The 26754-nt window shown below is 66.7% G+C and carries 26 protein-coding genes and 1 tRNA gene; 10 read left to right on the top strand and 17 right to left on the bottom strand.

The genetic code is table 11. The features are described 5' to 3' along the window. Positions 1-86: 86 nt before the first annotated feature. Together ACWZHB_RS29245 and ACWZHB_RS29250 are read right to left on the bottom strand one after the other, a co-directional pair. Positions 87-2246, bottom strand: a complete 2160-nt coding sequence (locus ACWZHB_RS29245; RefSeq protein ID WP_427904975.1) for a molybdopterin-dependent oxidoreductase — start codon at positions 2244-2246, stop codon at positions 87-89. Between the two features lie 106 nt (positions 2247-2352). Next, a complete protein-coding gene (locus ACWZHB_RS29250; RefSeq protein ID WP_427904976.1) occupies positions 2353-2841 on the bottom strand; it encodes a hypothetical protein in 489 nt (162 codons plus the stop codon). Positions 2842-3087: 246 nt separating this feature from the next. Here ACWZHB_RS29250 and ACWZHB_RS29255 point away from each other — a divergent pair, with 246 nt between their 5' ends. Together ACWZHB_RS29255 and ACWZHB_RS29260 are read left to right on the top strand one after the other, a co-directional pair. Next, positions 3088-3663 carry a DUF4282 domain-containing protein gene (locus tag ACWZHB_RS29255; RefSeq protein ID WP_427904977.1) on the top strand — a complete coding sequence of 192 codons (576 nt, stop codon included), beginning with the start codon at positions 3088-3090 and terminating at the stop codon, positions 3661-3663. Between the two features lie 123 nt (positions 3664-3786). Continuing rightward, the gene (locus ACWZHB_RS29260) at positions 3787-4632 is read left to right on the top strand and encodes a helix-turn-helix domain-containing protein (RefSeq protein WP_427904978.1); all 846 of its coding nucleotides are present in this window, start codon (positions 3787-3789) and stop codon (positions 4630-4632) included. Here ACWZHB_RS29260 and ACWZHB_RS29265 read toward each other — a convergent pair. After that, positions 4616-5035: a MarR family winged helix-turn-helix transcriptional regulator gene (locus ACWZHB_RS29265; protein WP_427904979.1), complete on the bottom strand. Its 420-nt coding sequence runs from the start codon at positions 5033-5035 to the stop codon at positions 4616-4618. The two genes, ACWZHB_RS29260 and ACWZHB_RS29265, sit on opposite strands and share 17 nt — an antisense overlap. A gap of 147 nt (positions 5036-5182) precedes the next feature. Between ACWZHB_RS29265 and ACWZHB_RS29270 the strand changes: the two genes are divergently transcribed. Continuing rightward, entirely contained in the window at positions 5183-6658 is a 1476-nt protein-coding gene (locus tag ACWZHB_RS29270) for an MFS transporter (protein WP_427904980.1), read from the top strand. A gap of 60 nt (positions 6659-6718) precedes the next feature. Here ACWZHB_RS29270 and ACWZHB_RS29275 read toward each other — a convergent pair whose 3' ends face one another. Both ACWZHB_RS29275 and rfbA read right to left on the bottom strand, forming a co-directional pair. Beyond that, positions 6719-7270, bottom strand: a complete 552-nt coding sequence (locus tag ACWZHB_RS29275; protein WP_427904981.1) for a dTDP-4-dehydrorhamnose 3,5-epimerase family protein — start codon at positions 7268-7270, stop codon at positions 6719-6721. Between the two features lie 6 nt (positions 7271-7276). Continuing rightward, positions 7277-8149, bottom strand: a complete 873-nt coding sequence (gene rfbA / locus ACWZHB_RS29280; RefSeq protein WP_427904982.1) for a glucose-1-phosphate thymidylyltransferase RfbA — start codon at positions 8147-8149, stop codon at positions 7277-7279. 244 nt (positions 8150-8393) lie between these two features. Here rfbA and ACWZHB_RS29285 point away from each other — a divergent pair, with 244 nt between their 5' ends. After that, positions 8394-9437 (top strand): alpha/beta hydrolase, encoded by a 1044-nt coding sequence (locus tag ACWZHB_RS29285; RefSeq protein ID WP_427904983.1) that lies wholly within the window; start codon positions 8394-8396, stop codon positions 9435-9437. A 170-nt stretch (positions 9438-9607) separates the two neighbouring features. On the opposite strand, the gene ACWZHB_RS29290 is transcribed toward ACWZHB_RS29285, so the two are convergent. Continuing rightward, on the bottom strand, positions 9608-10306 hold the full coding sequence (locus ACWZHB_RS29290; protein ID WP_427904984.1) for a hypothetical protein: 699 nt from the start codon (positions 10304-10306) through the stop codon (positions 9608-9610). 325 nt (positions 10307-10631) lie between these two features. On the opposite strand from ACWZHB_RS29290, the gene rfbB reads away from it, so the two are divergent. Beyond that, a complete protein-coding gene (gene rfbB, locus ACWZHB_RS29295; RefSeq protein WP_427904985.1) occupies positions 10632-11633 on the top strand; it encodes a dTDP-glucose 4,6-dehydratase in 1002 nt (333 codons plus the stop codon). A gap of 21 nt (positions 11634-11654) precedes the next feature. Here rfbB and ACWZHB_RS29300 read toward each other — a convergent pair whose 3' ends face one another. Together ACWZHB_RS29300 and ACWZHB_RS29305 are read right to left on the bottom strand one after the other, a co-directional pair. Then, complete coding sequence (locus tag ACWZHB_RS29300; RefSeq protein WP_427904986.1) at positions 11655-13166, bottom strand: DUF2142 domain-containing protein; 1512 nt, start codon at positions 13164-13166, stop codon at positions 11655-11657. After that, positions 13163-14131: a glycosyltransferase family 2 protein gene (locus ACWZHB_RS29305; protein ID WP_427904987.1), complete on the bottom strand. Its 969-nt coding sequence runs from the start codon at positions 14129-14131 to the stop codon at positions 13163-13165. Before ACWZHB_RS29305 ends, ACWZHB_RS29300 begins: the two co-directional genes overlap by 4 nt. A 205-nt stretch (positions 14132-14336) precedes the next feature. On the opposite strand from ACWZHB_RS29305, the gene ACWZHB_RS29310 reads away from it, so the two are divergent. Beyond that, positions 14337-14885: a GtrA family protein gene (locus ACWZHB_RS29310; RefSeq protein WP_427904988.1), complete on the top strand. Its 549-nt coding sequence runs from the start codon at positions 14337-14339 to the stop codon at positions 14883-14885. Positions 14886-14991: 106 nt separating this feature from the next. Then, the gene (locus ACWZHB_RS29315; RefSeq protein WP_427904989.1) at positions 14992-16890 is read left to right on the top strand and encodes a glycosyltransferase; all 1899 of its coding nucleotides are present in this window, start codon (positions 14992-14994) and stop codon (positions 16888-16890) included. 77 nt (positions 16891-16967) lie between these two features. On the opposite strand, the gene rsgA is transcribed toward ACWZHB_RS29315, so the two are convergent. From rsgA to ACWZHB_RS29345, 6 genes are all read right to left on the bottom strand, one after another. Continuing rightward, positions 16968-17999: a ribosome small subunit-dependent GTPase A gene (gene rsgA / locus ACWZHB_RS29320; protein WP_427904990.1), complete on the bottom strand. Its 1032-nt coding sequence runs from the start codon at positions 17997-17999 to the stop codon at positions 16968-16970. Positions 18000-18310: 311 nt separating this feature from the next. Next, positions 18311-18847 carry a hypothetical protein gene (locus ACWZHB_RS29325; RefSeq protein ID WP_427904991.1) on the bottom strand — a complete coding sequence of 179 codons (537 nt, stop codon included), beginning with the start codon at positions 18845-18847 and terminating at the stop codon, positions 18311-18313. Positions 18848-18911: 64 nt separating this feature from the next. Continuing rightward, entirely contained in the window at positions 18912-19820 is a 909-nt protein-coding gene (gene glfT1 / locus ACWZHB_RS29330) for a galactofuranosyltransferase GlfT1 (RefSeq protein WP_067456035.1), read from the bottom strand. A 310-nt stretch (positions 19821-20130) separates the two neighbouring features. Then, positions 20131-20973, bottom strand: a complete 843-nt coding sequence (gene wzt / locus ACWZHB_RS29335; protein ID WP_427904992.1) for a galactan export ABC transporter ATP-binding subunit Wzt/RfbE — start codon at positions 20971-20973, stop codon at positions 20131-20133. Positions 20974-20985: 12 nt separating this feature from the next. Then, positions 20986-21813: a galactan export ABC transporter permease subunit Wzm/RfbD gene (gene wzm, locus ACWZHB_RS29340; RefSeq protein ID WP_427909345.1), complete on the bottom strand. Its 828-nt coding sequence runs from the start codon at positions 21811-21813 to the stop codon at positions 20986-20988. A 303-nt stretch (positions 21814-22116) separates the two neighbouring features. Continuing rightward, entirely contained in the window at positions 22117-22680 is a 564-nt protein-coding gene (locus ACWZHB_RS29345) for a bacterial proteasome activator family protein (protein ID WP_427904993.1), read from the bottom strand. A gap of 86 nt (positions 22681-22766) precedes the next feature. Between ACWZHB_RS29345 and ACWZHB_RS29350 the strand changes: the two genes are divergently transcribed. Then, a complete protein-coding gene (locus ACWZHB_RS29350; protein ID WP_358185869.1) occupies positions 22767-23969 on the top strand; it encodes a cysteine desulfurase-like protein in 1203 nt (400 codons plus the stop codon). A 12-nt stretch (positions 23970-23981) separates the two neighbouring features. Here the strand turns inward: ACWZHB_RS29350 and ACWZHB_RS29355 are convergent, their stop codons facing one another. Beyond that, a complete protein-coding gene (locus tag ACWZHB_RS29355) occupies positions 23982-24965 on the bottom strand; it encodes an NAD(P)H-quinone oxidoreductase (RefSeq protein ID WP_427904994.1) in 984 nt (327 codons plus the stop codon). A gap of 153 nt (positions 24966-25118) precedes the next feature. Here ACWZHB_RS29355 and ACWZHB_RS29360 point away from each other — a divergent pair. Continuing rightward, positions 25119-25203, top strand: a tRNA-Ser gene (locus tag ACWZHB_RS29360). Positions 25204-25329: 126 nt separating this feature from the next. Then, positions 25330-25605: a DUF6301 family protein gene (locus tag ACWZHB_RS29365; RefSeq protein WP_427904995.1), complete on the top strand. Its 276-nt coding sequence runs from the start codon at positions 25330-25332 to the stop codon at positions 25603-25605. A 170-nt stretch (positions 25606-25775) separates the two neighbouring features. On the opposite strand, the gene ACWZHB_RS29370 is transcribed toward ACWZHB_RS29365, so the two are convergent. Both ACWZHB_RS29370 and ACWZHB_RS29375 read right to left on the bottom strand, forming a co-directional pair. After that, entirely contained in the window at positions 25776-25931 is a 156-nt protein-coding gene (locus tag ACWZHB_RS29370; protein WP_427904996.1) for a hypothetical protein, read from the bottom strand. A 384-nt stretch (positions 25932-26315) separates the two neighbouring features. Beyond that, complete coding sequence (locus ACWZHB_RS29375; protein ID WP_427904997.1) at positions 26316-26717, bottom strand: winged helix-turn-helix transcriptional regulator; 402 nt, start codon at positions 26715-26717, stop codon at positions 26316-26318. Positions 26718-26754 lie beyond the last annotated feature (37 nt).

Consider the following 26754-nt stretch of genomic DNA (forward strand, 5'->3'; position numbering starts at 1 on the left):
GGGACTCTCACCAGCAGTGGGGCGTGTCCATTGTTGCGAATGGGATGAAAGGCGAGTTTGCGCAACGGTTTCCAGGTCAGGACTGATCAGGCTGGAACTACCGTCACCGGCACTCCGTTGAAGACAGCCGTCCCCGAGACCGCGTCGACCACCGAATGATCGGTCAGCACATTGGCATTCACCCCGGCATGCGCCAGCGCGACCGACTGGGTGGTGCTCGCGCTGTGGCCCCAGCCGTGCGGCAGGCTCACCACGCCGGGCATGATCGTCGGCGTCAGCTCGACCGGCACTGTCAACGACCCTGCCGCCGAGGTGATCTCGGCCTGTTCGCCGAGGCCGAGGCGGGTCGCGTCGTCGGGGTGGACCTGCAGCGTGCAGCGATTGGAGCCGCCGACAAGGCCCGCGATGTTGTGCATCCAGCTGTTGTTGGAGCGCAGCTGACGTCGCCCGATCAGCACCATCGCGGGTGCGGTACTGCCCAGACCGGCGCGCAGGCGTGTCACATCCGCGAGCAGTTGCGGCGGTGCCAGTTCGACCCGCTTCGACGCGGTGCGCAAAACGCCGGGCAGCCGAGGCCGCAGCGGGCCGAGGTCGAGGCCGTGCGGGTTGTCCAGGAGCGTCTTCAGGCTCAGTTCGCCGCCGTTCCACGCGCCGTACGGGCCGAGCTTGAGCATCAGATCGAGGCGCTGCTCGGTGGTGTTCGCGCCGGTCAGCTCGTCGCGCCGCTCGCTCATGTCCGCTTTGTGGAGGGTGCCCGCGATGACCAGTTCGTCGACCATCTCGAGCGGGCTCGCCGCGCCCGTCCCGGCGTGCGGCTGACCGCTCACCGCGGCCGCCAGCCGGGCCACCACGGCCGATTCCGACGGCCGCTCGCCCAGCTCGACCAGCGGCGGCGAGTAGCGCGCGTAGTTGCGCACCGCGAACTGCAGCAGGGCGAAATCGAAGTGCGGTGACTGCACCGAGCGCGGTGGCGGCAGGATCACGTTCGCGTGCCGGGTGGTCTCGTTGACGTACCGATCCACACTGACCATGAAGTCCAGCCCCGCCAGACCCTGGTCAAGCCGTGCGCCGCTCGGCGCCGAGAGCACGGGATTGCCCGCGACCGTCACCAGTGCCCTGATCTGCCCCTCACCCGGCGTTTCGATCTCGTCGGCGAGGGTGGCGACAGGCAGTTCGCCCATCGCCTCTGGCAGTTCACGGACCCGACTGGTCCATCGGCCGAGCCGGAACGGCCTGCTGCGCTGCACCACGCCCGCCGCGGCGGCGGCGAACATGGCGCCGCCGGGGGAGTCGAGGTTGCCGGTGAGGGTGTTCACGGCGTCGACCAGCCACTGGGTGAGCGTGCCGAACTCGGCGGTGCAGGTACCGATCCGCGCGTACACCGCAGACGTGGGCGCAGCGGCGAGTTCACGAGCGAGAGTGCGGATGGTGTCGGCGGGGATGCCGGTGCGCTCGGCCACGATCTCGGGCGGGAAATCGAGGGCGGCCGCGCGCAGTTCGTCGAGCCCGGCGACGTCGACGCGCACGTCCGTCAAACCCTCGTCGAACAGCGTGTGCACGACCCCGAACAGCAGATACGCGTCCGAACCCGGCCGGATGTAGAGATGCTGGTCGGCGAGCGCGGCCGTTCTGGTCTCGCGCGGATCGACGACGACCAGCTTGCCCCCGCGCGCCCGCAACGCCTTCAACCGGCCGGGAAAATCGGGCGCCGTACACAGCGACCCGTTCGACTCGAGTGGGTTGGCGCCGAGCATCAGCAGGTAGTCGGTGCGGTCGAGGTCGGGGACCGGCACGGTCAGCGGGTCGCCGAACATGAGCCCGGCGGCGACCTGCTTGGGCATCTGATCGGCCGAACTCGCGGTGTAGACGTGCCGGGTGCTCAACGCGCGGATCAAGACCGGCAGGTAGAGCGCGCCCGCGACGGTGTGTGCGTTGGGATTGCCGAGATAGACGGCCGACGAGCCACGGGGAATCTCGGCGAACGCGGCCGCGATCAGGTCGAACGCCTCGTCCCAGCTCGCCGCGCGGAACCCGTCGCCCTCGCGGACCAGCGGCGTGGTGACCAGGTCGGGGTCCTCGTCGAGCTTGCCGAAGCTGGCGCCCTTCGGGCACAGGAAGCCCTTGCTGAACGGGTCGTCGCGATCACCGCGCACCGACAACACCCGATCGGCGTCGTCGAGGGTGACGGTGAGACCGCAGACGGCCTCACACAGCGGACAGGTTCGGAGCAACGAACGCGGAGCCATCTCTCATGCTTAGCGCAGGTGGGCAGGCGATGGCGCCAAACGCCGAAAACCCGCGAGCTGCGACGTCGGGGAGGCGTCGCGGCCGCGGGTTCGCGGAAGGTTCAGCTCAGCTGGCGAGCGTCAGCTTGCGCGTGCGGGTCTGCTTGCGGGCCATGGCCGAGCGCACGGCCGCACCGAGGGCGACGACCGGCGGGATCCAGCGAGCCTCGGTGGGAGCGACGCCCCAGGACGCCGAGCCCGCGGCCAGCTGGGTCGGCGGCAGCGGGATGCCGGCACCGTCGGTGTGCACGATGACGCCGGCCTCGCGCATGGCCTCGATCGCCATGGCCGCCTTGCGGACACCGGTGACCAGGTGGATCTCGCGACGCTCGGCGCCCGGGATCTCGATCACGGGGCCGGACAGGTTGTTGGCGCGCAGGAAACGACGGACCTCGCCGGCGATCTCACCGGTGATCTCGATGGCCGAGACCTCGTCGTCGGTGATCAAGCAGAGGCCGTTGGTGGTTTCGGCAACCGTCCATCCACGCGCGGCGTACTCCTGCGCGGCGGCACCTTTGTCGGCGGCCGTAGTGGTGGTCGGAAACGTCGTGCGCACTGTGTTCTCCATTCCCCGAAGAGCTCTGTTCCTGCGTTCATGGGCCCGATGATCTGTCCTCATGGGCCCCGAAGTGCTGTCGCTGCTGCGTTCATGGGCGTATCGGCTGGAGGTGGCCGACTCGTTACGCCGTTACCGAAAAATGTTCGAGAGTGTTTCCTTCGTCTCAGTCCGGTAACCTTCGCTATCGCAAGTAAGGAGTCGCCCAGGTTGGCGGCAGGGCTGAAAACGGGCAGGATTCGGGCTATGACCGAAGCGCCTGGCCCCGCTGAGCCCCACGATGAGGATGGCGAGGAATTCGACGCCGAATCACGGTGGCTCTCTTGGAAAGAGGCCGACGGCAAGCAGCCCGGTGCGGTCTCCCCGCACCCCGACCTGGCACGCGACGCCGGGTTCGAAGAGCCGTTCCGCAGTACCGGTTCCGCCAAGGAGTGGGCCGCCGAAGCCGCCCGTTCGCTGCTGGACGTGCAGTTTCGCAGGCCCGCGACCAGGACATTGCTGCCGCTGGCCTACGTTTTGGGCGTCGCGTCCTTCGGCATCGGCCTACCGATCGCCTTCACGGTGCTGATGTGGAAAACCTCCGCTGTGCTCGGGGTGTTCGCGGCGCTGGTGGCGGTTCCGCTGGGGCTTACCATCGCGGCTTCGGTGCGGTTGATGCTCGAATTCGCCGACAACGCCGCGCGGTTGGCCGGCCGGGTCGAACACATCAGTCACCTGGCCGATGGCCTGTTCCAGGCGCTGTCCGATGTCGCCGAGCCGGTGAGTCAGCTCTCCGAAGACGTTCGCGCGGTGCAGTTCTGGCGGTTCCGGAAGAAAAAATAGGTCTTGCGCGGTGTCCGATTCATTGTGAAACAATCCGTACGCAGATCCGACGATATGTCGGCTGCGTAGGGCGGTCTCCGAAAGTTCTGTCCGGAGACCGGAGTTCGGATACAGGGGGGAAGTATGGCTTCACCGCAGGGCGTCACCGGTTCGACCATGCCGCGCAGGCAGTTGGGCAGGCACTTACGTGACCTGCGCAATCGTGCGCGGATGACAACGAGAACCGCGGCGGCGCAACTGGAGTGGTCGGAAGCGAAGATCTGGCGGATCGAAACGGGGCAGACGTCGTTGCGCAGCCTCGACGTCGAAGCCATGTGCAAGGTGTACGGCGCGCCGGCCGATCTGGTCGAACCGCTGGCCGCCTTGGCTCGCGAAACCAAAGCCAGGGGTTGGTGGACGAGCTACGGCGACGTGATCGCGGAGGGATTCGAGGTCTACATCGGCCTCGAGGAAGCCGCCTCGGGCCTTTCCGTCTACGAAGACGGCCTGATCCCGCCGCTGTTGCAGACCGCGGACTACGCGAAAGCGCTGCTCGAGCAGACGATTCCGGAGCTGACCGAGCCGGAGCTGGAACGCAGGCTGCGGGTACTCGCCGCACGGCAGGCCCTGATCACCAGGGCCGACGCGCCGTTGCGGTTGGACGTGGTGCTGGCCGAGCCGGTGCTCACCCGCCGCATCGGTGACGACCGCGTGCGGGCAGGCCAGCTCGCGCGATTACGGGAGCTGGCCGAGCGTGAAACGGTGCGCGTCCAGGTGGTTCCGGCCGATTCGGGCTATCACGCCGGGCTCGAGTCGGGACGTTTCGTGATCCTCGACTTCGGGGTCGACGATTCGGTGGATCGACCGGAGCCGCCGGTGGTCTACGTCGAAACCTTCGCGGGCAGTACCTATCTCGACAAGCCGGCCGAATACGACCGTTATCGTCGCGCGTTCACCGATATCGCGGTGGCGGCTACGGACACGCTGTAGGGCTGTCCCACGAACCGGCGAGCACCGAGCGGTGGGTGGGCAGGGCCCGGTCGTAGACCTGCCTGCCCTTGTCGGTGAGCCGGACGAAGATGGCGCGGCGGTCGAGATCGCACATGCTGCGTTCGACAAGGCCGTCGCGTTCCAGCCTGGCCACAGCGCGCGACAGCGCGCTCTGGCTCAGGTAGATGTCGTTGGCCAGCTCCGTCATGCGGTACTTCTGACAGTCCGCGTCGACCAGCCGGTCCAGCGTCTCGAATTCGCTGAGGCCGATCTCGTGGTCCTTTTGGAGCGCCTTCTCCAGCGCGCAACTCACGGCGGCATGCCTACCGAGCAGTTCGCGCCACTGACCAACCAGCTCGGGGGGCGCCTCATTGCGCCGAGCTGAGGTGATGGCCGGATTCATGGCCGGAGAGAGCTCGGGGCGTGCTTCGCATCGCCCAGCTGATAGGCCGGTGGGTTCAACATGGGCCCATCTTAGAGGTCCGAGCATGTTCATGCAATGGCATTTTATGTGTTGGCAATTAATGCGTGCGCATGTAATGTCCCCCGCATGACTTCGACAGCTTCGCTATCGGCCGCAGATCAGGCGACCGATCCCACCCGGTGGCCCGCCCGGCTCTGGGGCTTGCTGATCACCCTGTGCATCGTCCTGTTCCTCGACGGCCTCGACGTCTCGATGATCGGTGTCGCCCTGCCGTCCATCGGCGCCGAACTCGACCTCGAGACCTCCACCCTGCAGTGGCTTGTCAGCGGCTACATCCTCGGCTACGGCGGCCTGCTGCTGCTTGGCGGACGCACCGCCGACCTGCTCGGCCGCCGCAAGGTCTTCCTCATCGCCCTGGCGGTATTCGCCGTCGCCTCGCTCATCGGGGGCCTGGTGAGCGACCCCGCCCTGCTGATCGCCACCCGCTTCATCAAGGGCCTGGCCGCCGCGTTCACCGCGCCGACCGGTCTGTCGATCATCACCACCACCTTCGCCGAAGGAAAGGCGCGCAACAAGGCGTTGTCGATCTACACCGTCTTCGGTGCGGGCGGCTACTCCATGGGCCTGCTGTTCGGCGGCCTGATGACCGGCGTCGGCTGGCGCTGGACCTTCCTGCTGCCCGTCCCGATCGCCATCGCCGCCCTGATCGCCGCGTTCGCGCTGATTCCCAAGGACGGTAAGGCCGAAGAAGGCGGACACGATCTACTTGGTGCGCTGCTGTCCACCGCGGGCATGTTGCTGCTGGTCTACACCGTGGTCACCGCACCGGAAGTCGGCTGGGCCTCGGCACGCACCATCGGTTCGTTCCTCGCCGTGATCGCCCTGTTCGCCGCGTTCGTGATCACCGAGAAGCGGGTGAAGCACCCGCTGGTACGCCTGGGCATCCTGCGCAAGCCCACGCTGCTGCGGGCCAGCCTGGCCATCGTCGCGGTCGCCGGTTCGTACTTCTCCTGGCAGTTCATCGTGACCCTGTACATGCAGGACACCCTGGAATGGTCGGCGCTGAAGCTGGCGATGGCCCTGCTGCCGGTCGGCATCATGGTCGTCGGGTCGGCGTTCTTCTCCGAGAAGCTGATCGACCGTTTCGGCACCGGACCGGTCATCGCGGTCACCCTGAGTGTGATGGCCATCGGCTACCTGTTGTTCCTGCGCCTGGACACCGCGCCCGACTACTGGACCATGCTGCTGCCCGCCATCCTGCTGATCGGCATCGGCTGGGTCGGTTTCCCGGCCATCAATGTGCAGGCCACCAGCGGCATCGAAGACGACGAGCAGGGTCTCGCGGCCGGCGTGCTGCAGACCTCCATGCAGGTCGGCGCGGCCATCGTGCTCGCGGTGACCACCGCCATCGTCACCTCCGGTGGACACGGGACCACCGCCACTCCGCAGGAGATGCTCGATACCTACCGGCCGGGTCTGGAGTTCGCGGCGGGCGTCACGATCGTGGGTGCGCTGCTCGCGCTGACGGTCTTCCTGCCCCGGTTCCGCAAGCAGGTCGTCGACGCACCGGTCGTCGAAGACAAGGTGCTCGAACCAGCCTGATCGTCGAACACCGAACGGCACCACCTTTCGCGGGTGGTGCCGTTCGGCGTTTCACGTGAATCAGTCGGAGAACTTCGGTGCCGCTTCGTCTTTCGCCGAGCGGACGTAGGTGAGCGGGCGGCCGTCGCGGCCCTCGGCCGGCCATTCGATGGCGAGGCGCGGATCGAAAGCGTCCAGGTCCCTGTCGAATTCAGGGGAGTACTCGAGCGAGCACAGATAGGTCACCGTCGAGCGGTTCTCCAGCGAGAGGATGGCGTGGCCGAGGCCTTCGGACAGGAACACCGAGCGGCGGGTGACGTCATCGAGCAGCACGCTGTCCCACCGCCCGAAGGTCGGTGAGGCGGGCCGCAGGTCGACCACCACGTCCAGGAACGCGCCGCGCACACAGGTCACATACTTGGCCTGACCGGGCGGATCGTCGGTGTAGTGGATCCCGCGCAGGACCCCGGCCGCCGAGACCGAGGTGTTCACCTGGTGCAGTTCGAACGGGCGCCCGGTGGCCTTCTCGAACTCCGAGGCCTTGAACGACTCGCAGAACATGCCGCGGTCGTCGCCGAGTAGTCGTGGCGTCACCACCCAGGCGCCGGGGATCGCCAGTTCACGAAACTCCATGCGCTTCTACCAGTCTTTTCCGCGGTCGATCAGGTCGAGTAGGTAGCGGCCGTAGCCCGAACGCACCATCGGTTCGGCGAGCTTGCACAGCTGCTCGTCGGAGATCAGGCCGCGCCGCCACGCCACTTCCTCCGGCACGCCGATCTTGAGGCCCTGCCGTTCTTCGATCGTGCGCACGTAGTTGGCGGCGTCGAGCAGGGAGTCGAAGGTGCCGGTGTCGAGCCAGGCGGTGCCGCGGGCCAGCACGTCGACGCTGAGCCTGCCCTGTTCGAGGTAGGCGCGGTTGATGTCGGTGATCTCGTACTCCCCGCGCGCCGACGGCTTCAGCTCGCGGGCGATCTCCACCACGTCGTTGTCGTAGAAGTAGAGGCCGGGGATGGCGTAGTTGGAGCGCGGGACCTTCGGCTTCTCCTCGATGGAGACCGCGCGGCCCTGATCGAACTCCACCACGCCGTAGGCGGTCGGGTCCTTCACCCAGTAGGCGAACACCGCGCCGCCGTCGATGTCGTGGAAGCGTTCCAGGCTGGCGCCGAGGCCGGGCCCGTGGAAGATGTTGTCGCCGAGGACCAGCGCCGCCGGTTCGGTGCCGATGTGAGCGGCCCCGAGGACGAAGGCGCTCGCGAGACCGTCGGGTTCGGGCTGCACCACATAGCTGATCGCGACGCCGAACTGGCTGCCGTCGCCGAGCAGGCGCGAAAACGCATCGGCGTCCTCCGGCGTGGTGATCACCAGAATGTCGTCGATCCCTGCCAGCATGAGAGTGGACAGCGGGTAGTAGACCATGGGTTTGTCGTAGACCGGGACGAGCTGCTTGCTCACCCCGCGCGTGATCGGGTGCAACCGTGAACCGGTGCCGCCCGCCAAGATGATTCCGCGCATAGGTGGCAAGTCTGCCAGTTCCGTCCGCCCCGGAGTCGGGGAGGTTCCGACACGTCGACGAATTGGTCACGAACGTTTCGTGACCGGGTGTGTCGGGCGATAACTGAGACAGACGCGGCGTTCATCTGATTATGTGAGCGTCGATGTGTGAAACATCACTGTGTTAGATGTCAGCGCCGACATCCGCTCCGGGGGTTCACGCCTGGTCAGGGGTCGACGCGCCAGCTGTAAAGGTAGGTGCGCGATGGTAGCCACAAAGATCACCGGCGTGATGGGTGGGCTCGCGCCCGTGGCCCCGATCGGCACCGTGAGTACGCCGGAGCCGGGCATCATCGTCAACTCCGGCCGGACCAGCACCTCCTCGCGCGTGCTGATGGGCGCCTGCCTCGGCCTGATCGGACCGCTGCTGCGCACTGTGCCCATCAATCGGGCCACCATTCCGGTCGGCGCCGTCGCGATCGACCTGCTCTCGCGGCTGCGGCCCGAACCGCACGGCATCGAGCGCGAGCAGATCCAGCTCGCGGACTTCAAGATGGAAATGGTGCGGCCCGCGGGCGGCTCACGCGCGCTGCGCCACGGTGCGGTGCTCTATATGCACGGTGGCGGATTCGCGGTGTGCGGGTTGCAGACGCACCGCGCGATCGTGGCCGGACTGGCCAGGCGCACCGGACTGCCCGTCCTCAATGTCGAATATCGGCAGCTGCCCGGCTCGATCGATGCCTCGATCGACGACTGTGTGCTCGCCTACCGCTGGCTGTTGCGCCACGGTGCCGATCCGGCGCGCATCGTGTTCGCCGGTGACTCGGCCGGTGGGTTCCTGACCTTCGCGACCGCGATCCGCGCTCGCGAGATCGGCCTGCCGCTGCCTGCCGCACTCGTCGGCCTCAGTCCGCTGCTCGATCTGGACTACCGGGCCAAAGAGGGGTACGTCAACGTCAACCGGGACGCCTACATTCCGCTGAAGGGCCTCGAGGCGGTCGTCCACCTCGGCGCCGAACACGCGGGTCCGCTCGACCCGGCGCTGTCGCCGGTCAACGCCGATCTGGCCGGGATGCCACCGGTGCTGCTCATCGCCGCCGAGGACGAGCTGCTGCGCTACGACTGTGAACTGATGGCACACCGGCTCACCGCCGCGGGCGTGCCCAACACCCTCGAACTGTGGCGCGGGCAGGTGCACGCGTTCATGAGCATCCTGCCGAGCATGCCGGAGAGCCGTTCGGCGCTGGGGCGGGTGGCGAAGTTCGTTCGGGGCGCGGTGGAACCGGCCCAGCGTGCTCGGACGGCCTAGACCACTGAACCGGCTCGGACGGTCCTGATCGCGATCGGCCGGACGAGCCGACTCGGGTCGGGGGGCCTGCGGTGCCGTAGGCCCCTGGCCCTTGGTGGTGGAAACGCAGAAGCGGCCCCCGCTCGGATTTCTCCGGGCAGGGGCCGCTTTCCTTCTGTCCTACGGCGAAATTACTTGGCCGGAGGGGTGAAGGGCTGGTTGATCGTGGTGAAGTACTGGATCGCAGCACCGATCGCGAACGGAGCGGTCACGAAGATCTGAGCGGCGATGGCACCGAGAGCACTGAAGGCGGTGGCACCGACGACGCAGCCGGCGACGAAGCCGGGGACGGCACCGAGGAGCGGAACGAGGAGGCCGGTGGGCACGGCGAGGGTGGCGCCGCCGACGATGCAACCGACAGCCGCGCCGCCGAGGCCACCGACGAGGGTGCCGATGGTGGCGCCCATCGAGATGGTGGAGGTCATACGCGACCAGGCGGCCTGCTCACGCTCGTACTCGGTCTTCCAGGGAGCCTTGTCCTCGTACGGCAGCGCGACAGGCTTGTAGGTCGCCTTGTCGATCGCCAATTCCGGGGTCAGGGTGGCGGTGTTGCCCGCGATGTTCACCGCGACGGGGAACTCGAACTCGTCGATGCGCACGGTCGTCGGAACGCCGGCGACGGTGGTGCCGTTGGCGGCCTTGATCTTGAAGACACCGTCTTCTTCGACCAGCGAACCGGCGTCCGTCGTGACGATGGCGGAACCGTTGACGACCTCACCGGTCGCGTTGATCACGTCGGCAGCGGGCGCCTCAGCGTTGACGGTGCCGGCGGTGACGCCCATAGCGGCGATCAGCAGCGCCGAAGTGGCGGCGAATTTCCTCATCAGCATTTTTGTTGAACCTCAAAGTTGGAGCGTGCGGAGGGGACTGGTAGATCAAAAGCTCCCGCAGCTAACCAGAGGTGAACCTGCTGTGACTGTTAGTTCAAGTTTTGTTCACCATTGATACTCCGATGCCGGTGCGCTGATAGAAACCTGAGCGTTGACCGGGGTTTTTCTCAGGAAAACAGACCCTGAGTCTTAACCTACGCACGGGTATCGTGACGGAGATCACAGTGTAAATAGCCGTCGGGTCACAGGTAAGAGACGTTCCAGCAACGCATAACGGTGACACTTCCGTCCCGAAGGCCGCCGGAATACCCGTATCGTTGACCGAGTGCGAGTGCTCGTAACCGGCGGGGCCGGGTTCATCGGTGCAAATTTCGTCCAGCAGACCGTGGCCACGCGCCCGGATGTCCAAGTGACCGTGCTCGACGCACTCACTTACGCGGGCAACCGAGCGTCGCTGGATCCGGTAGCGGATCGGATCGAATTCGTGCACGGCGATATCGCCGATCTCGATCTGGTCGACAATCTGGTCAGCGGCGTGGACGCCGTCGTGCATTTCGCGGCCGAATCCCACAACGACAACTCCCTGGCCGAGCCGTGGCCGTTCGTGCAGACCAATATCGTCGGCACCTACTCGCTGCTGCAGGCGGTACGCCGCCACGATGTGCGCTACCACCACGTCTCCACCGACGAGGTGTACGGCGATCTCACCCCGGACGAGCCGGGTTTCACCGAGTCCACCGCCTACAACCCGTCGAGCCCCTATTCGGCGACCAAAGCGGGTAGCGACATGCTGGTTCGCGCCTGGACCAGGTCGTTCGGTGTCCGCGCGACCCTGTCGAACTGCTCCAACAATTACGGCCCGTACCAGCACGTGGAGAAGTTCATCCCCCGCCAGATCACCAATCTGATCGACGGTGTGCGCCCGCGCCTGTACGGCGCCGGTCATCAGGTGCGCGACTGGATCCACGTCGAGGACCACAACCGCGCGGTCTGGGACATCCTCGAGCGCGGCCGCACCGGCCAGACCTATCTCATCGGCGCGCAGGGCGAACTCGACAACCTCAGCGTGGTCCGGCTCATTCTGCGAGCCTTCGATCGCGAGCCGACGGACTTCGATCATGTGACCGACCGCCCCGGCCACGACCAGCGCTACGCCATCGACGCGAGCCTGCTGCGCGAGGAGCTGGGCTGGTCGCCGCGCTACGCCGACTTCCGCGCCGGCCTGGCCGACACCGTCGCCTGGTACCGCGACAACGAGGATTGGTGGCGGCCGAAAAAGGCCGATACCGAACGCGCCTACGCGGCCGCGGGTGAAAAGACGCTGTAATCCCCACCGTCGTCTGGGGAATTATCCCCAGACGACGGTGTAATACGTTGCGGCAGTAGCGACAAGCGCGAAAGTCGACGCACAGGCCACGGTGATCGCGGTGCCACGGGTCGGAATCACGCCCGCGGAATTCGTGAGTCGCAGCGGCACCACGCGAGCCAGCACGGCCAGCCCCATGATTGCCAGCGGCACGAAATACCGGCCCTGCACACCGTCGATGAGATAGAAATCGACCGGCGTGAACGACATGTACAGCGTCACATAGATCATCGCCACACTCGCGAGCACCGTGAGCGCCACGATCAGCGTGCGACGGAAAGTGGCTGTGGCAGTACTCATTCGATCGATGATGCCGAAACTCACCGCGAAGGCGAGCAGGCACGCCAGCATCGAAATCGCGGGCACATCCACATACGCGAATCCGAGTTCACCGAAGAACTGGTTGAACCAGCGATGGTCGCGCAGCGCGATACTCTCGCCGAAGGTGTGCACGAATTGCACCGGGTCGGTGAGGATTCCCTTCAGCTGATCGCCGGGACGCACCTGACCCCACTGGTGCGGCGGGCGCATCAGACCCATGCCGTCGCCGGTGGGTGCGGCGATCTTCGTCCAGGCGAGGAAAAGCGCACCGCCCGTCACCGCGAATGCCCACGGGACGAATTTCAGTTTCCCGGTGAATCCGAGCCGGTCGGCGGGGACAACCACAACGAGCATCGCCAGCAGTACATAGGTCGGTTTACTCAGCGGCAGCGCGATCGTCGCGGCGAGCAGCGCGGCGGTTTCCATGCGATGCAATCGATCACCGACGAACAGCGCCTTCAGCAGCAGCGCCGACACCATGATGGCGAGCGCGTTGGTGAGCGTGTCCGCGGTGACGGTGCCCGCCTGGAACAGCGCGATCGGCAGCACCGCGACGGTGAACACCAGCCACTGCGAACGCCGCTCGCGCAGCGCGTAGAGCCCGAATCCGACGACCGCCAGATAGGCGACCAGCCCGGCGAAACGGGTCAGCAGATACATGCCGCCCACATTGAGTCCGAGCGCTTCACCCAGCCGGATGCCGATGGCCGCTGGCACATACGGCACCGGCGAGTACGCGGCGGTGTTGGTGAACCACATCTGCCGCGTCGCCGAGGAGATCTCGGCCGCGCCGAGCCGGTCGTAGGCGCCGGGGTCGGCCACCATCGCGTCGGGCTCTTCGGGGTTGTCGTTGTAGTCCTTGAACGCGTAGCCCATCAGCGCGTCGACACTGACCGGGATCTGCCCGCCGTAGGCCACCCCGCGATCGTCGACGATGCGCTGCGGGAACACGCCACCGTGCGCGACCTGGTAGGCGCGGCCGAACTGGGTGATCTCGTCATGACCCCAGAAAGCAGGCGTGAGCACCGCGAACACGGCACCGAACACGGTCGCGACCAGCGCGAAAGCCACCGTCGCCGCACCGAAACGCTGGGTCAGCCCACGAACCGGGTTCTTGCGCGCGGGGGTCTTCTCGATCTCGACAGTCTTCTCGGGCTCGACGGAAGTGGTCACCGACGCTCTCCGGCCGCGACGTCCTCGCTCACCCCGGCGGCCGCATAACGCAGGTAGACAAGCCGTGCCGTCTCGTGGCGCGAGCGGCGGATGCCGTCCAGGATCAGGCCCGCGGTCCAGGCCAGGCTGCCGAGCAGCAGCAGCGTGAAGGCCAGGAACAGCGTCGGGAACCGCGCCACCTGGTGGGTGTTGTAGAAATCGATCACGATCGGCACGGTCAGGATGACCGAGACCAGCCAGGCGATGGTGCCGAACAGGCCGTAGAACGCGACGGGGCGTTCGTGGCGGGCCAGGCCGAGGATCAGCGCGAGGATCTTGGTGCCGTCGCGGTAGGTGCGCAGCTTGGACTCGCTGCCCGCGGGGCGGTCACGGAAACCGACCGACACCGAGGTCTGCGGCACGCGCAGGTGCAGCGAATGCACGGTCAGCTCGGTCTCGATCTCGAATTCGCGCGACACGGCCGGGAAGCTCTTCACGAACCGGCGCGAGAACACCCGGAAGCCGCTCAGCATGTCTTCGACGTTCTCGCCGAACACCTTGCCGACCACGCCGTTGAGCACCTTGTTGCCGGTCTCGTGGCCGCTGCGGTAGGCGCTGGCGTCGGCGTCGTCCTGCTTGCGCACGCCGAGAATGTGGTCGTAGGGGCCCTCGAGCAGCGTCTTGATCATCAGCGGGGCGGCCGACGCCTCGTAGGTGTCGTCGCCGTCGATCATCAGATAGACGTCGGCGTCGATATCGGCGAAGGCGCGGCGCACCACGTTGCCCTTGCCCTTGGTGTTCTCGTAGCGCACGATCGCCCCGGCCTCGCGGGCGCGTTCGGCGGTGCGGTCGGTGCTCAGGTTGTCGTAGACGTAGACGACGATCCCCGGCACGGCGGCCTTGAGGTCGGCGACGACCTTGGCGACCGCGGCCTCTTCATTGTGGCAGGGGACCACGGCGGCAATGCGAAGCTCGGTGGAGTCCACCTGGGTCAATCCTCGGTGTTAGGCAGCAAGTGGGACACCGGGAGGCTACAGGATTGTTGCCGGGCTGGCGCCCGGGTGTCTGCGGCCCTGAGGGGCCGCCGGTTAGCCACCGTTGCTTGCTCCTTCGTCGCCTACGCAACGGCGGCTAACCGGCGACCCGGCCGCGGACCGGCCACTGCGTGGCCGACCCTCCCTAGGGGTCGGGGTGGTGGTTGGCTACCGTCAGGGCGTGTCGCAATCAGCTGAACCGCCTGCTGTTCCCTTCGTGTCCAGGGTAGCGGCGGGCTTGCGGCAAGGTGCGGCGTTCCTCGTGGTCGGCGCGATCGGTTTTCTCGTCGATGCCGGGACCTACAACCTGCTGGTGTTCTGGGGCGGCGGCATCGGCTTCTCCGAAGGTGTGCTCTATCACTCTCCGTTGCTCGCCAAGATCATCGCGATCGTGGTGGCGACGGTGGTCACCTACTTCGGAAACAAGTGGTGGACCTACGCCCACAAGAAATCCGACAGCCCGGGCCGGGAATACCTTTTGTACGCGATCGTCAATGTGGTGGCGATCCTCCTGCAACTCGGCTGCCTCGGCTTTTCCCGCTATGTGCTGGATCTGTCATCGCCGCTGGCCGACAACATCGCCGCCACCGTTATCGGCCAGACCATGGCGGTCGTATTCCGCTATTGGGCCTACGGAAAATTCGTTTTCACCGGCTCATCGGCAAGCGATGAGCAACACGCGCGGGGTGCGGCATCACCTCACTGACGACGCGAGGGTGCCGCGCGATTGATATCCTCGCCCCGCCCGCCGCGCCTTTCTTTACGTGCCTGTCTGCGCCGGCGCAGTCGATACCGAGAATTTCGAGGACTTCATGGAGCAGTCGGCTACCAAAGCCGTGACCGAATCGAACGATCGGCGCGAGGCCGCGCCCGCATCGCTGCGGGGTGAACACTCAGCGCCCGAGCGGCTCGTGCTGGCACGAGGCATCTTCACCGGGCCGTCGGCGCGGGTGAGCGATGACCTCTACGCGGTCGTCAAGGGGGGTGCCGCGGTCCGTGAGCGGCACTCGCTGCGCCTGCCCAAGGGCGCGACCGCGCACACCAACACCTACTTCGGCCGCCTCGCCGCCAGCTACTGGCAGCGCTGGACGACCGTCACCGAGGTATCGGTCGGCGCACTGCTGACGATCGGCGGCAAGGCGAACGTGCGCCTGGTCGCGTCCGATATCGCCGGGCATCGCCGGATCATCGCGTCGCTGGTGGCCACGAGCAGCGGGCGTGTCTCGCTGAGCGCGCCGCTGGATCAGTACGTCGACGGTGGCGCGCTGTGGCTCGAGTTCGATGCCGTCGGGGGCGAACTCGAGATCACCGAGCTGGCGTGGACGGCCGCCGCGCCGGAGACGGTGCGCCCGGTCGCGATCGCGATCTGCACCTTCAACCGGGCCGAGGACTGCGCGCACACCGTCGCCGCGCTGGCCTCGGACGCGACCGTGCTGGCCGCGATCGACGCGGTGTACGTGGTCGACCAGGGCACCGACCTGGTCGAGGACCGGCCGCTGTTCCAGCAGGTCCGGCCCGATTTCGGCGACAAGCTGCGCTACATCCGCCAGCCCAACCTCGGTGGCGCCGGCGGCTTCACGCGTGGCCTGTACGAGGTGTCGGCGGCCAACGAGCACGCCGACGTCATCCTGATGGACGATGACATCCTCTGCGAGCCCGAGACCGTCCTGCGCCTGCAGGCCTTCGCCAACCTCACGGTCGAACCGACCCTGGTCGGCGCGCAGATGCTGTTCCTGCTCAACCCCGACTTCCTCAATGTCGGTGCGGAGGAGGTGCACCTGCACGAGCTCAAGCACGGCCAGAAGGTGCCCAAGGCGCTGCGCAACACCTCCATGCTCAAGAAGAACCAGGAGCGCCGGGTCGACGCCGGCTACAACGCCTGGTGGACCTGCCTGATCCCGGCGGAGGTCGTGAAGAAGATCGGCCTTCCGGTCCCGATCTTCTTCCAGTGGGACGATGTCGAGTACGGCATCCGCGCGCGCGAGCACGGTTTCGTCACCGTCACGCTCCCCAACGCGGCCGTGTGGCATGCCGACTTCTACTGGAAGGACTACGACGACTGGGCGCGCTACTTCTCCACCCGTAACTCGCTCATCGTCGGCGCCCTGCACACCGATCTCGACGGCAAGGCGATCACGCGCGAGTTCTTCCGCTACATCGCCGAGCACCTCGTCGGCATGCAGTACGGCCTCGTGCACACCACGCTGCAGGGCATCGAGGACTTCATGAAGGGCCCGAAGGCGTTGCGCGACGGCGGTATCGACGCCCTCGCCGCCGCCCGCTCGTCGCGCAACGACTACCCCGAAACCATCAAGCACCCCGCGGCCACCCCGCCGGTCAACTCCGCCGACATCTCGGTGCGCCGGGCCAGCGGCGAGCCGAGCCGCGTCACCCTGGTCCTGATCAAGCGCGCGATCACTCAGTGGACCGGCCGCACCCAGCCCGGCCTCATCGGCGTCACCCGCGAAGACGCCCACTGGTGGCACGTCGGCCTGTTCGACCATGTGGTGGTCACCGATGCCTCCCAGTCCGGCGTACGTGTGCGTCGCCGGGACAAGGCCCGCGCCCGCGCCCTGCTGATCCGCGCCTACCGCACCCTGCGCAAGCTCCGCAAGGAACTGCCCGCGCTGCAGGCCGAGTACCGCGCCGCGGTCCCCGAACTCACCAGCCGCGAGAACTGGGCCCGCCTCTACGGCATCGACCCCAGCTGATCCCCACGCCGATCGCCGCGCCGGACCTCTCCGACGCGGCGATTGGCCATCGGCTCAGCCAGGGCGGTTGTCCGGGATCAGCGGCGGCCGCGTTCGCGGTACTGCTTGCGGTGTTGTTTCGTGATGTCGCGCCAGACACGTTCGCGTTCGGCGGCCAGGCGCTTGTCGGTGCGGGCAGCCATCCACTCGTTCTCTCTGGCCAGCTTGCGGTAGCTGGTCAGCCTGCGTTCGGTGATGGTGCCGTCGGCCAGGGCGGACCGGACCGCGCAGCCGGGTTCGGACTCGTGCGCGCAGTCGGCGAAACGGCAATCAGCGGCGAGGGATTCGATGTCGCTGAAGGTCTTGCCGATGCCGTCGGCGGCGTCGTAGAGGCCGATGCCGCGCAGGCCGGGGGTGTCGATGAGGGTGCCGCCGCCGGGGAGCGGGCGCAGTTCGCGATGCACGGTGGTGTGCCGTCCCTTGCCGTCCACCGCGCGAACCGCGTTGGTGGCGAACACTTCCGCGCCGAGCAGTGCGTTGGCCAGGGTGGACTTCCCCGCACCGGAGGGGCCGATCAAAGCCACGGTGCCGCTGAGGACGGCGGTGAGGACATCCAGACCGACACCGGCGGCAGCGCTCACCGCCACCACCGTCGCACCGGGTGCGACGGCACGGACCTCGTCGAGCGGAAGATAGTCCGCCGCATCGGCTTTGGTGAGCACGACCACCGGCTGGGCATTGCTCTCCCAAGCCAGCGCGAGCATTCGCTCGATCCGCCCCAGATCCACGTCGCCGTCGGCGGCACTGCAGATGAGCACGGTATCCACATTGGTGGCCAGCACCTGGGCCACCGAGCGCCCGGATACCGACGATCGCATGATCGCCGAGCGTCGTGGGAGCAGTTGCCGCACAGTGCCTTCGGCATCGAGCCCGACCCAGTCGCCGGTACACAGTCCGGTGATGTCGCGCGGGCAGGCGGCTCTGGCAGGGCCACGCGGCGTGACCACATCGCATTCGCTGCGATCCATTCGAACGATGCGAGCAGGCGTGAGATCGCCGAGGAGCGGCAGATATTCAGCAGCTACGGCTTCGGTCCAGCCGTAAGGGACGAGCAGGTCGTAGTCGACCATGATGGGGAATCCTTCGTCGGGTGCCGAACCCGAACGACGGGTTCAGCGAGTAGAGGTGATGTCCGGAGCAACCTGGGCAGACGCACAATCGCGCCGCCCGGCCACGGCAATCCACACGTGTGTACTCACGGACATCCACCTCCTCTCCAACGTTCGAACACCAACTCTGCCCCACCCAGGCAGCACCCGGCAACCTATTTTCCGCACGCCACTCGACCTGTCATCCCACAGTCGAATTCGCGCCGTCGTGGGCCTGCGGGTTTCGCGTATGCCGCGCCGATGAGAGCGCGGCGCTCGGTGCGAGGTGGCGACTACGGCACGAAGACCTCGGTGGACTGGGGGATGTTGGGACGATCCGTGCGGACCGTGACCTGGACCCGCCCGGGGCCGGTGTTGGCGATCATGTCCTGGACCGGGTAGGTGCTGGTGCTGGTGGCCGGGATGAAGCGGGTCACCGACCCGGTGGCGCCGCTGTCCAGGTTCTTCCAGTCGACGACAACGTTCACATCGCACGCCAGCACGGTGGGTGCCCAGTTGCCGAGGGGGGAGAAGCCCTGCGAGACGCGCAGGGCGATGCTGTGGGTGGCGCCGGGCGCGACGCTCGGGGAATTGAGCGGTCCGTCGAACGCGGTGCCCGCCACGTTCAGGATGCCGACGCAGACGCCGTTGCCCAGCGTCGCCACCGGCGCGGTCCTGACTTCGTTCATCACGCAGGAGCGCGGGCCCACGTTGGACCAGCCGAGCTGGCAGGTGTCGTCCGCCGTGGCGGTGCCGGGTGCGGCGAGACAGAGCGCGGCGCCGGCGAGCACGGTCGCCGCGGCGGATGCGAAACTCTTTGCGAAGGTCACGTTTCGCATCGTAAGACCGAACGGCCGATTGCTGCCAGAGGGAACTACCCCCTATTTTCGGGGGCTAGTCCGGTTTGCCGAAGTGCTCGTTGCGGCCCAGGGAGCGCAGCCGGAACCATTCCTTGAGCCCGGCCGGGTCGCGGCGGGTCACCAGGAAGAACCAGGAGAAGCGAATCCACTCCTGCGGCAACAGCTTCCGCATACCGGGCTGCGACATCAGGTAGCCGCGGTTGCGGTAGGTGAAGTAGCGCTTCACCGGGTCGTCCGGGTACTGGGTGTGCATCCGCCCGCCCAGGATCGGCTTGAATTCCTCGGCGCCGTTGGGATGCAGGTACGCGGTCTGCAGGCAGGTACCGAACGGCAGGCCGGAGCGGACCAGGCGGCGATGCACCTCCACCTCGTCGCCACGCACGAACAGTCGCAGGTCGGGCACGCCGATCAGATCGACGGCCTTCGCCGAGATCAGCGCACCGTTGAACAGCGACGCGATACCGGGCAGGAAGTCCTCGTCACCGAGTTCCGACCGCAGCCGCCGCCACACCACACCACGGCGCAGCGGGAAGGCGAGGCGATCCGGTTCGTCGATATCGCAGACCACCGGCGATACCTCGACCAGGTTGTGCCTGCGCGCGCAATCGATCAGTGTCGCGAGCACTTCGGGCCCGTCGGGGCGGCCGTCGTCATCGGCCAGCCACACCCAATCGGCACCCTGGGTGAGCGCGTGCAACATGCCGAGCGCGAAACCGCCCGCGCCGCCGAGATTGTGACGCGAGCCCAGGTAAGTGGCCTCGATCGGCTGCTGGGCGACCAGCTCGGCCACCGCGTCCTCGTTGGCGTTGTCGACGACGATCAGATGGTCGACCGGACGCGTCTGCGAGGCAAGTACTTTCAGCGACTCGGCGAGCAGCTCACGGCGCTTGTGCGTGACGACCACCGCGATGATCCGCGCGGTCGGGCCGGTCTCGGTCGTGATGTCGGCAGGTTCGGCGCCCGCGGGCAGTTCCGCGTCATCGGGCAGCGCAACGACATCTACGTCACCGGGCACCGTCGAATCCGCAGCGCCTTCGGACGCGGAGCGGCCGGTCACCGCGCCTGCCACGGGCAGCACGGCGGCGGGTTCGACGCGCGCGGGGGTGGTCGCCTCGAGGCGGTCGGTCATGCTGAACCCACCCGGCACGGCAGCCGGGGCAGCCTCGTCACGTTGACCGCTCATGCTGCCACACCGCGCATGCTCGGACGGCCTACGTGGTAACGCTGCGCTGCCGCCTCCGGCCGTTGACCGCTCATGCGTTGTTCTGCTCCAGCTTCTTCTCGCCCGTCGCGCCGTCGGCGCCCTCGGTTTCCAGCTCACGCAGCACCTGTGCCACGTGATTACCCGCCTCGGGCCCTTCATACGCTCGCACAACGTCCTCGATTCCGCCTTGTTCGCGGATCTGACCGTGGTCGATCCACATTGCGGTATCGCAGAGCTGGGCGAGGAATTCGTTGGAGTGACTGGCGAACACCAGGATGCCCGAGCGCGCCACCAGCGACTGCAGCCGCGTGCGCGCCTTCTTCATGAACTCCGCGTCGACCGCGCCGATGCCCTCGTCGAGCAGCAGGATCTCGGGGTCGATCGAGGTGACCACGCCCATCGCCAGCCGCACCCGCATGCCGGTGGAATAGGTGCGCAGCGGCATCGACAGGTATTCGCCGAGCTCGGTGAAGTCGGCGATCTCGTCGATCTTGGCCATCATCTGCTTGCGGGTCTGTCCGAGGAACAGGCCGCGGATGATGATGTTCTCGTAACCGGAGATCTCCGGATCCATGCCGACGCCGAGGTCGAACACCGGTGCCACCCGGCCGCGGATGCGGGCACTGCCGCGCGAGGGTTCGTAGATGCCCGAGAGCAGGCGCAGCAACGTCGACTTACCCGCGCCGTTGTGGCCGACCAGGCCCACCCGGTCGCCTTCCTTGAGCGACAGGTTGATGTCGCGCAGCGCCTCGACCACCACCACGTCGGAGCTGTTACGCCCGATCGCGCCGCCCGCCTTGCCGAGGAACGCCTTCTTCAGCGACCGCGATTTGGCGTCGAAGATGGGGAACTCGACCCATGCCTCATGGGTTTCGATACTCACACGGCTCATCGAGAACTGCTCCTAAACCCAGTACGGGACGCGGGCACGGTACTGCTTGAGCGCCAGGATCGCCACGGCCCATCCGACCACGGTGATCGCGACGACGACCGCCCAGTGATGCCATTCCGAGGGTTCACCGAGCAGCGGAGCGCGCACGATCTCCAGGTAGTGGTAGGTGGGGATGATCTCGAGCAGCTTGGCCCGATCGCCTGCGCCGCCGACCGAGTTCTCCAGCGCCTTCGTCGACCACATCACCGGGGTCAGGACGAACAGCATCAGCGTCATCGAGCCGAGGATCGGGGCGATGTCGCGGTAGCGGGTGGCGAAGATGCCGAAGACGATGGTCACCCACATGGCATTGAGGAACAGCAGCAGAATCGCGGGTATCACCAGCAGAATCGAGAAGTTCAGATCACGCCAGATCGAGAACGCCACCACCAGCACCGCGTAGATCGCGGCATTGTGGATGAAGAACAAGAACTGACGCCAGACCAGGCGATACACGTGCACGCTCAGCGCCGAGGGCAACTGCTTGATCAGTCCCTCGTTCGCGATGAACACATCGGAGCCCTCGAGAATCGAGGCTTGGATGACGTTCCACACGATCAAACCGACGGTCACATACGGCAGGTATTCACTGATCGGCTGGTCGAGCAGCGTCGAATACAGCAGCCCCATCGCCAGCGCCTGCAAACCGGTCGCGATGGTGATCCAGAACGGACCGAGCACCGACCGGCGGTAGCGCTGCTTGATGTCCTGCCAGCCCAGCGATAGCCATAGCTCGCGCTGGTGCAGGCCGTCGCGCATGTCCTTGAACGCCCGCCCGAACGTCTGCGAATCCGACACCATCGGTGTCTTCACGAGCAGAGGCGCGTCGGTGGTGTCCTCGGCCTCGGCGACTTCGGCCAGTTCGGCGTCGGTAGGAGTGTCTTCGGATTGCACGGGGCTCTCTTCAGTACGCGCGTCACTCAGTTCAGAGTCGGGACGGGCGGCAGCGCTGGGCACGGTCCCCGACCTTACAGTGTCGTCTCCCGGCAGGCGCCGGGTGTTCGAGCGGCGCGACACCGGCGTAAGCGTGCGATTCGAGCCCGCGCAGTCAGAAAACTGACTGGCAGCGGGCCGATTGCGCGATCACGCCAGTCCGAACGGCCCTCAGAGGTACTGACCGCCGCCCACATGCCCACCGGCCTTCGTCTCGGCGGCATGGATCCCGGGCGGGAGCGCACCCTGGCGCATCTGCTCGAGCTGGGCGCGCGCGGCCATCTGCTGGGCGAACAGCGCGGTCTGGATACCGTGGAACAGGCCCTCCAACCAGCCGACGAGCTGAGCCTGGGCGATGCGCAGTTCCGCGTCCGAGGGCACCGAGTCGTCGGTGAAGGGCAGGGTGAGGCGTTCGAGTTCCTCGCGCAGTTCCGGCGCAAGGCCCTGTTCGAGCTCGCGGACCGAGGACTTGTGGATCTCCTTGAGCCGCGAGCGGCTGGCATCGTCGAGGGGAGCGGCGCGCACCTCTTCGAGCAGCTGCTTGATCATGGTGCCGATCCGCATCACCTTGGCAGGCTGCTCGACCATGTCGGTCAGCGACTCGCCTGACTCGCTCGCCTGCTTCTCATCGTCGGGCACGACCTGACCGGTTACGGCGTCGGCGGGCACGGTCAGTGGACGGCCGTCGGGACCGATCACGACGATGGATTCGGGGACATCCTCCGAGTGCGTCATGTCCCCATCATTGCGTGTGTGTCGGCTTCGCGCTAAAACCCCCACGCGGTTACACCGACAGGCCCCCTGCCCTTAAAGTGGCCACCATGACTTATGACGTCGCGAGGGTTCGGGGCCTGATACCGTCCCTGGGCGACGGCTGGATCCATCTGGACCCGCAGGCGGGGATGCTGGTTCCCGATTCGGTATCGCGCGCCGTCTCAACGGGTTTCCGTACCTCCTCGTTCTCCCATATCGGCCGCCACGGTGCGGCATCGCGCAGCGGCGCGATCCTCGATGCCGCCAGGGAAGCGGTCGCCGATCTGGTCGGCGGAGATCCGGCCGGCGTCGTGCTCGGGCCCGATCGCGCGGTGCTGCTGGCCTGGTTGGCCGAATCGCTGAGCTCACGCCTCGGTCTCGGTACCGGCATCGTGCTCTCCCGCCTTGACGACGAGGCCAACGTCGCCCCGTGGCTACGCATCGCCAACCGCTACGGCGCGCACGTGCGCTGGGCCGAGGTGGAGATCGAGACCTGCGAGATGCCGTCATGGCAGTTCGAGGAGCTGATCGGCCCTACCGCGCGCCTGGTCGCGCTCACCGCGGCATCCCCGATCGTGGGGTCGGCGCCCGGCGTCCGGGTGGCCGCCGATCGTGTGCACGACGTGGGTGGACTGCTGGTGGCCGACGCGTTCGGCGCGGCACCGTACGCGCTGATCGACATCGACGAACTCAACGCCGACGTGGTCGCGCTGAGCGCACCGTCGTGGGGTGGCCCGCAGGTGGGCGCGCTCGTCTTCCGCGACCCCGCGTTCCTCGACCGCATCCCGTCGATGTCGTTGAACCCCTATGCCAAGGGTGCTGAACGCCTCGAAGTGGGCGGGCATCAGTACGCGCTGCTGGCCGGGCTCACCGAATCCATCGACTTCCTCGCCGGCCTCGACGAACGCGCCACCGGCACCCGCCGCGAGCGGCTCGAGATGTCGATCACCTCGCTGCAGGACTACCACGACCAGCTCTTCGATCACCTCATGCAGGTGCTGGAGAAGGTCGACAACCTCACCGTGATCGGCCGCGCCTCCACCCGCATCCCCACGGTCAGTTTCACGATGGCCGGGATGCAGGCGGAGAAGGTGGCGGCCAAGCTGGCCGATGCCAGGATCGGCACGGTCAGCGGGGTGCACGGTGGTAGCCGACTGCTCGACGCGCTCGGTGTGAACGACGAGGGTGGGGCCGTCACGATCGGTCTGGCGCCCTATACGACCCGCTACGAGATCGACCAGCTCGGCCGCGCCCTCAGCGCCCTGGAGTAAACCGCGCCTGCTCTACTCCCGGACCCGCAGGATCACCTTGCCGAAGGTCTGCGATTCGTCGAGCATCTCGTGCGCGCGGGCCGCCTCGGTGATCGGCAACTCCGCGGAGATCACCGGCACGATCTCGCCCGCGACTATCCGCGGCCACAGGTGTGCGCGGACCGCCGCGATGATCTCGGCCTTGCTCCCCGTCCCCGACCGTGGTCGGCTGCGCACGTTGGTCGCCTGGACTGTGCCCCATTTACGCAGCAGCGCAGCGATATTCAGTGTCCCGCTGACACCGCCTTGCATCCCGATCACCACCAGCTGCCCGAACGGTGCGAGCCCTTCCACATTCCGTTCCAGGTACTTCGCGCCCATATTGTCGAGAATCACGTCGGCTCCACCCTGGTCCGCGACCACCGCGACGAAGTCCTCGGTCCGGTAGTTGATCAGAATCTCCGCCCCCAGCTCGGCGCACTTGGCCAGCTTCTCGTCCGACCCGGCCGTCACCGCCACGCGCGCCCCGAGCGCCCGTGCCACCTGGATCGCGTGCGTCCCGATCCCACCGCCCCCACCATGAATCAACACCAGCTGTCCCGACCGCAAACCCGCCGTCATCACCAGGTTCGACCACACCGTGGCCGCGACCTCCGGCAACCCCGCGGCGGCGACATCGTCCATCCCCGCCGGAATCGGCAACAGCTGCGTGGCAGGCACCGCCACCAACTGCGCGTACCCACCCCCGGCCAGCAGCGCGCACACTCGATCGCCGACCTGCCAGTCCGTCACCCCCGCCCCCAACTGCACAATCGTCCCCGAACACTCCAACCCGAGAATCGAACTGGCATCGGCAGGCGGCGGATAGAACCCCATCCGCTGCATCACATCAGCCCGATTGACCCCCGCCGCAACAACTTCCACCAACACCTCACCCGGCCCCGGCTCCGGATCGACCGCCACGGTCCACTCCATGACCTCCGGCCCACCGAACCCGTTCAGCGCAATCGCATCCATGGGGCCAATCCTGCACCCGCACGCCGCCCGCCACCAGAACCGACCGGCCATGTCGCCGCGATCCGGCGCGCACGAGGATCCGCCCCCCGATCCGAGGCCTGATCAGAATCCAGGAGAGGCGCGCCGACCGGATCGGTTACGATCTCCTCCTAGGGAGACGTGGCAGAGCGGCCGAATGCACTCGCCTTGAAAGCGAGCATGGGTAACACCATCGGGGGTTCAAATCCCTCCGTCTCCGCAAAGGACCAGCAGGTCAGCCGGTCGACTTGCGGCGTGGCCGAGTTCGAATCGCAACGCTGGCAGCCGGATTCGATTGGACCTGGTACATCGACAAGGATCTGCAGCGGTTCTGCGATGCCGCCGGATGGTCGACACCGGGTCCATCAAATGGCGCTACGTATCCAATCGCGATCAGCAGAAGTCGGGTTCCGGAAGCGCAGAGTTCGGTGATCGTTTGACCGACGCTCTGGGCGCGCCGACCCGACGCGAACCGGGCGAGGCCGGAGCCCTGCTATGGGACCGCCACCGCGTCTGGATCAGGCTCAACGTCGGTTGGCGCGACATTCGTCTCCATCTCGTCAGCGAGGAGTGGCAGGCAACCGGCGACGGCGCGGCGAAACACGATGCGGGTCATTGGTGACAGTCACGAGTGACTACACGACCCAAGGCGCGGCAAAACCGCGCCCGATGAATTGCTGAACGAAGCCGCCCTGCGCCGGCGTGTGAGTGTCCTGCACGACAACGGCCCCGCCTGCAACCGAAGGATGGCGGGGCCGTGCTTGTCAGTTCAGTCGATCAGCGGCTACCTGATCAAGACCGCCCGCGCTTCAACTCCTCCTCGATAGCGAGATCAGGCTCGTTGTTGTCGTCCTCGACCTCGTGGTAATCCAGGTCGTTGAAGTCATCACTAGGAGGGGTGATCTGGAACTTTCTGCTGTTCGGGTCCCACTCGTTGCCACTCGACATATCAGCAGCTCCTGCCACTAGTAGTGGTGCACATGTTGTGTGAAGCCCATCACTCGTGAGGGTATCGGCGGGCCCCTGACCTGGTCAAGATCACCGAATTTGACACCAATCCGCCGGCTATTGACCCTCGGCGTCGTTGACCGTGTCCAGCGCGGCTAGATGCTGTTCCCACATCGCGGCAGTGACTGGCTTCCGAGGCCGGGGGTGTCACGCAGTTGTCACAACTCGCGCATACGACCCCGGACACGACGAAACCCCACGGAAGCATCTGTAGGGGTACGGACGTCAGTAGACGCCGGAAGGACGGCCACCAGTCGACTTGCAAGCGAGCATGGGTAACCATCGGGGGTTCAAATCCCTCCGTCTCCGCAAAGGGCCCGCTGGTCAGTCGGCGGGCATACCCCGTGGCCGGGTTCGGAAGGTCTCGATCTCCTCGGCTCGGGTGTTCACCCACTCCAAGAGGCCGTGCAGTACTTCGGCCGCCTCGTGCCCCGTCGGCGTCAGTGCGTAGGAAACCTGTGGCGGCACAGTGGGTTCGACGGTGCGCTCGGCCAGGCCGTATTCGGTGAAGGTGCGCAGGTTCTGCGACAGCATCTTCTCGCTGATGCTGCCGATTCGGTCGCGCAGGACGTGGTATCGCATCGGGCCGTCGAGGAGCGCGGCCAGGATCAGCACGCCCCAGCGGCTGGTGACCTTGCCGAGAATCGTGTGGGCCGGGCAGTTCTTGTCGAATACGTCACGTACCTCGGGTGTCGGCCGGGCGCTGTCCGGGACTCCTACCGCCATGCCATGAGCTTACCGATCGGTATGGCCTTTCTAGAAG

Source organism: Nocardia sp. FBN12, from assembly GCF_054031145.1.